We start from the raw sequence: 3,709 nt of genomic DNA, 5'->3' as shown, positions 1-3,709 counted from the left end.
GCCGAACGCGGAAACGCCCTGCTCAAGACCACCTTCGCCGCGTTGCGGCGAGTCACGCTATGTCCCTGGCGCACCGGCGCGATCACCGCAGCTGCGCTCGTACTACTCCACACCGAGTACGACCGCACGACATGATCAACCCGCTACTGAGAACACCTCACTATCCGCATCGAGGCTAGGAGGACCTTCTAGCCATACGAACAGGCCCCCGTCTGGAATTCGCCAACGGACCACTGGCGTAAGATGCCTTGTGAGGCTATCGCCGATCGTCTGCATTCGCCGTTCATATGTTGAACGAATAGTTTGAAGATGCTCTTCATAGGCAAGAGACTTAATTGCCTCAGCGGCTGTAGCCTGGCAGAGTGAAGACGTCTGCATATCAATTCCGCGTTTGATGCGCAGGACTGTTTTCAGAATCCTATCTGGAAGAACGCTGATGCCGATACGCAGCGCTGGCGCAAGAGTTTTCGAGAGAGATGTGATGTATGCGACGTTGTCTGGGGCGTACGAGCAAAGAGCTGGCTCGGGTGTGCCCGAATATCGGAGCTCGCAGTATACGTCGTCTTCGATTGCCAACGCGTCGTGACGTAGTAGGACTGCGGCGAGAGCCATTCTCCGAGCAGCTGATGCTGTTGCTCCGGTCGGATTTTGAAAGGTGGGTAGCAGATACACTAGCGCGCCGGGAAATCGGCTCAGCATCGTGTCAAGACTGTCTGGGGCGATGCCCTGATTATCCGTGGCCACCTGGACGACTTCCGCTCCATAGCTGCGGAAGACAGATAAAGCCGGCCCATATGTAGGCGTCTCGACGAGAACCACGTCGCCTGGGTCGAGGACCGATCCGGCGATATTGTTGAGAGCTCCAGAACCGCCTGTTGCGATGTGTATCCGTTCTGTGCATCGTGTCATCCCACGAGCCGCGAGTAGCTCACTACAGACTTCGATTAGTGGGGTGAAGCCTCTTACCTCACCGTACTGCAGGATGGTCGACCCATACCGAGCTAGTGCGTTTTTGACTGCCGATTCGAGTAAATCAGTTGGCAACAGATCGTGACTTGGGGCCCCCGCCGCGAACGAAATCAAGTCATTGCTGCAGATCACCCGCTCGAAGATCTCGGCAATTCTGTCGGTCCCAAGTTCACCTAGTTTCCGCTGAGCGGTCTCGGATGCCACACAAACCTCGTCTCCCGTTTCTCACCGATCTGGCGGCGAGACCCTAACGTTGTTAACCGAGTTTATCTCGACACTGGCCGTCGAGTTCTTCTACTCGGGCAAGTTGAGCTGATAGTTGGCGGTTATCCGTCACACTGGTTGGCGGCATCCTGCCAACTCCGCCAGGAGGGTTGCTTCGTCATGTCGGTGGTGCTTTCATCGATAGAATCTCGTTCGCCGCTAGGTAGCCTGCCTCTGGCGATCTCTCGAAAGTTACGGCTGGCGACATGAGTGGTGACGGAAGAGTGGTAACGTCCAGTCTAGCGTCACACTAAAATAGTTTAGGGAGAAGTAGGACCGGTGAAAGACGCGAGAGTTTCCGTCGTGGGCGCAGCGGATAATCGAGTTATCCGTGGACCGCAAGCGCAAGCACTACTCCCGTGCATTACTGCCGCCACATCAGGCTCTACAAGACTGTCGGCCGGAATCGTAGTAATGCCCCCGCGAGCATCGTCGAAAGTCCATTTTCACGAGCATTCCGACATTATCGTCATCGCCGTGGCTGGTCATGCCCTAACCCTAACTGGACCTGACCTCACGCCACATATACATGCGGCTGGAGAGTTCATCTTCGTTCCGGCCGGCGTACTGCATATGGCAGTAAATCTCAGCTCCTCTTCGCCGCTGACGGCGGTCGAGGTTCGGACGGATCCAGAGTTTAATGACGATGTCGTGCTCTGCCCTGACCGAGAGATCGAAGCGAAGCTTCGCGCGGAAGAGCTCCGCAAAAAGTTCGAGACGGAGCAACGAAAGCGAGCGGACGACGATTCAAGTTTCCTCGCACCGTGGATGATGAGAGCTCATGAATGCGTTTGGGTCGACCGGGTTGTGAAACGCTCTGACTAACCTGCGAACTAGAGATCGAGGAACGATAAACTTGATCTTTGCGTGACCGTGCGAGCTTCTTGGCCTTGAGGACCTGGATGGCTTGTCTCAGTCGCTGCGGTAGGCGTACGGGGGTTTCCCCTACCTGCTCAGGGGGGGGGGAGGGCTGGATTTTCGTTTTGATGCGACGAGGTGTTGAGTTCAATTCATGACGATTGAGGATGCCTCGGGTCGTGCGAGCACTGGACGAGCACCGCTGTTCGACGGCCGACGCCGCCGCAGGGAAGTTCTCCTCGTCGGAGTGTTCGTCGTTCTCCCGACGCTCGCCCTGTTCGCCGCCGTCCCGCTGGCCTGGGGCTGGGGTCTCGGCTGGGTCGACGTCGCCCTGTTCGTCGTCTTCTACGCGATCAGCGGCCTCGGCGTGACGGTCGGTTTCCACCGCTACTTCACCCACGGCTCGTTCAAGGCCAAGCGCCCGCTGCGGATCGCGCTAGCCATCGCGGGCAGTCTGTCGTTGCAAGGTGGGGTGCTGGAATGGGTCGGGACCCACCGCCGCCACCACGCCTTCTCCGACAAGGAGGGCGACCCGCACTCGCCGTGGCTCTACGGCACCGGCGCGAAGGCACTGGTCAAGGGCTTCTGGCACTCCCACCTCGGCTGGAACTTCAAGCGCGACCTGACCAATCATCAGCGGTTCGCCCCTGACTTGATCGCGGACAGCACCATGATGCGAATTCAGGGTGCTTTTCCAGCGATCGTCGTCGTCAGTCTGCTCGGCCCGGCCCTCATCGGCGGCCTGGTCACGATGTCCTGGTGGGGCGCGTTCACCGCGTTCTTCTGGGCCGGTCTGGTCCGCGTCGCGGTGCTGCACCACGTCACCTGGTCGATCAACTCGATCTGCCACATCTGGGGCGAGCGTCCCTTCGCCTCCCGTGACAAGTCCGCCAACGTCTGGTGGCTGGCGGTCCTGTCCTTCGGCGAGTCCTGGCACAACCTGCACCACGCCGACCCGACCTGCGCCCGGCACGGTGTGAAGAAGGGCCAGATCGACATCTCGGCCGTCGTCATCCGCGGCTTCGAGAAGCTCGGCTGGGCGACCGCCGTCCGCTGGCCCACCACCCGCCGGCTCGAGAAGCTGGCGACCAAGAAGCAGGCCGCCGCGGCCTGACCTGCCCGTGCCAGAAGGACTGGCGCCCCGGTGTTCCCACGAGCACCGGGGCGCCGTCTTGTCGCGGGGCCAGTCAGCCCCCGGCCCACCTCGGCGGGCTTGCGTGGGAGGTCGACCGCGCCGCGCTTGCTCCTACCGGTCGCGGTTTCCGGGTCGAGACCTCGGCCGTGTACCGCTTCCTGCGCGAGGCGACCGAGCTGCTCGCGGCGTTGGCCCCCAACCCTGGCCCAGGCGATCGAGGTCGCGCTCGGGAAGGCGTTCGTGATCCTCGACGGGACCCTGCTGAGCTTCCCCCGGTTTCCCGGAGTGCGGGCTACCTGTCTGCGTCGCGTTGGGCGCGACGATAGTGGTCTTCGTACTCGTCGGGTGAGAGCCCGCCCAGGCGTGCCTGGATCCGGCGTGGGTTGTACCAGCCGTCGAGGTAGCGGATCAGGGCGTGCTCGGCCTCGCGGCGGGTTGTGAACGTGGTGCCGGGCCAGTAGAGCAGCTCGATCTTGAGGGGGG

Annotated in this window: 4 protein-coding genes and 1 pseudogene; 3 read left to right on the top strand and 2 right to left on the bottom strand. The window is 61.0% G+C overall.

All coding sequences use genetic code 11. The features are described from left to right. Nucleotides 1-135, top strand: a pseudogene (locus tag Ae331Ps2_RS31565) (IS5/IS1182 family transposase); the annotation flags it as partial. Here the strand turns inward: Ae331Ps2_RS31565 and Ae331Ps2_RS28525 are convergent. Continuing rightward, complete coding sequence (locus Ae331Ps2_RS28525) at nucleotides 136-1,173, bottom strand: PLP-dependent aminotransferase family protein (protein WP_075313135.1); 1,038 nt, start codon at nucleotides 1,171-1,173, stop codon at nucleotides 136-138. Between the two features lie 474 nt (nucleotides 1,174-1,647). Here Ae331Ps2_RS28525 and Ae331Ps2_RS34415 point away from each other — a divergent pair, with 474 nt between their 5' ends. Then, a complete protein-coding gene (locus Ae331Ps2_RS34415; protein WP_075313137.1) occupies nucleotides 1,648-2,058 on the top strand; it encodes a cupin domain-containing protein in 411 nt (136 codons plus the stop codon). 187 nt (nucleotides 2,059-2,245) lie between these two features. Further along, the gene (locus tag Ae331Ps2_RS28515) at nucleotides 2,246-3,205 is read left to right on the top strand and encodes an acyl-CoA desaturase (protein WP_075313139.1); all 960 of its coding nucleotides are present in this window, start codon (nucleotides 2,246-2,248) and stop codon (nucleotides 3,203-3,205) included. Between the two features lie 313 nt (nucleotides 3,206-3,518). Here the strand turns inward: Ae331Ps2_RS28515 and Ae331Ps2_RS28510 are convergent. Beyond that, nucleotides 3,519-3,709, bottom strand: a 191-nt coding sequence (locus tag Ae331Ps2_RS28510; protein ID WP_139319264.1) for an IS3 family transposase, incomplete at its 5' end; no start/stop codon positions are given.

Source organism: Pseudonocardia sp. Ae331_Ps2 (assembly GCF_001932405.1).
In the GTDB taxonomy this organism is placed as follows: domain Bacteria; phylum Actinomycetota; class Actinomycetes; order Mycobacteriales; family Pseudonocardiaceae; genus Pseudonocardia.
Note: the sequence above shows the minus strand (reverse complement) of the source record. Positions and strands in the feature narration are given on the sequence as shown.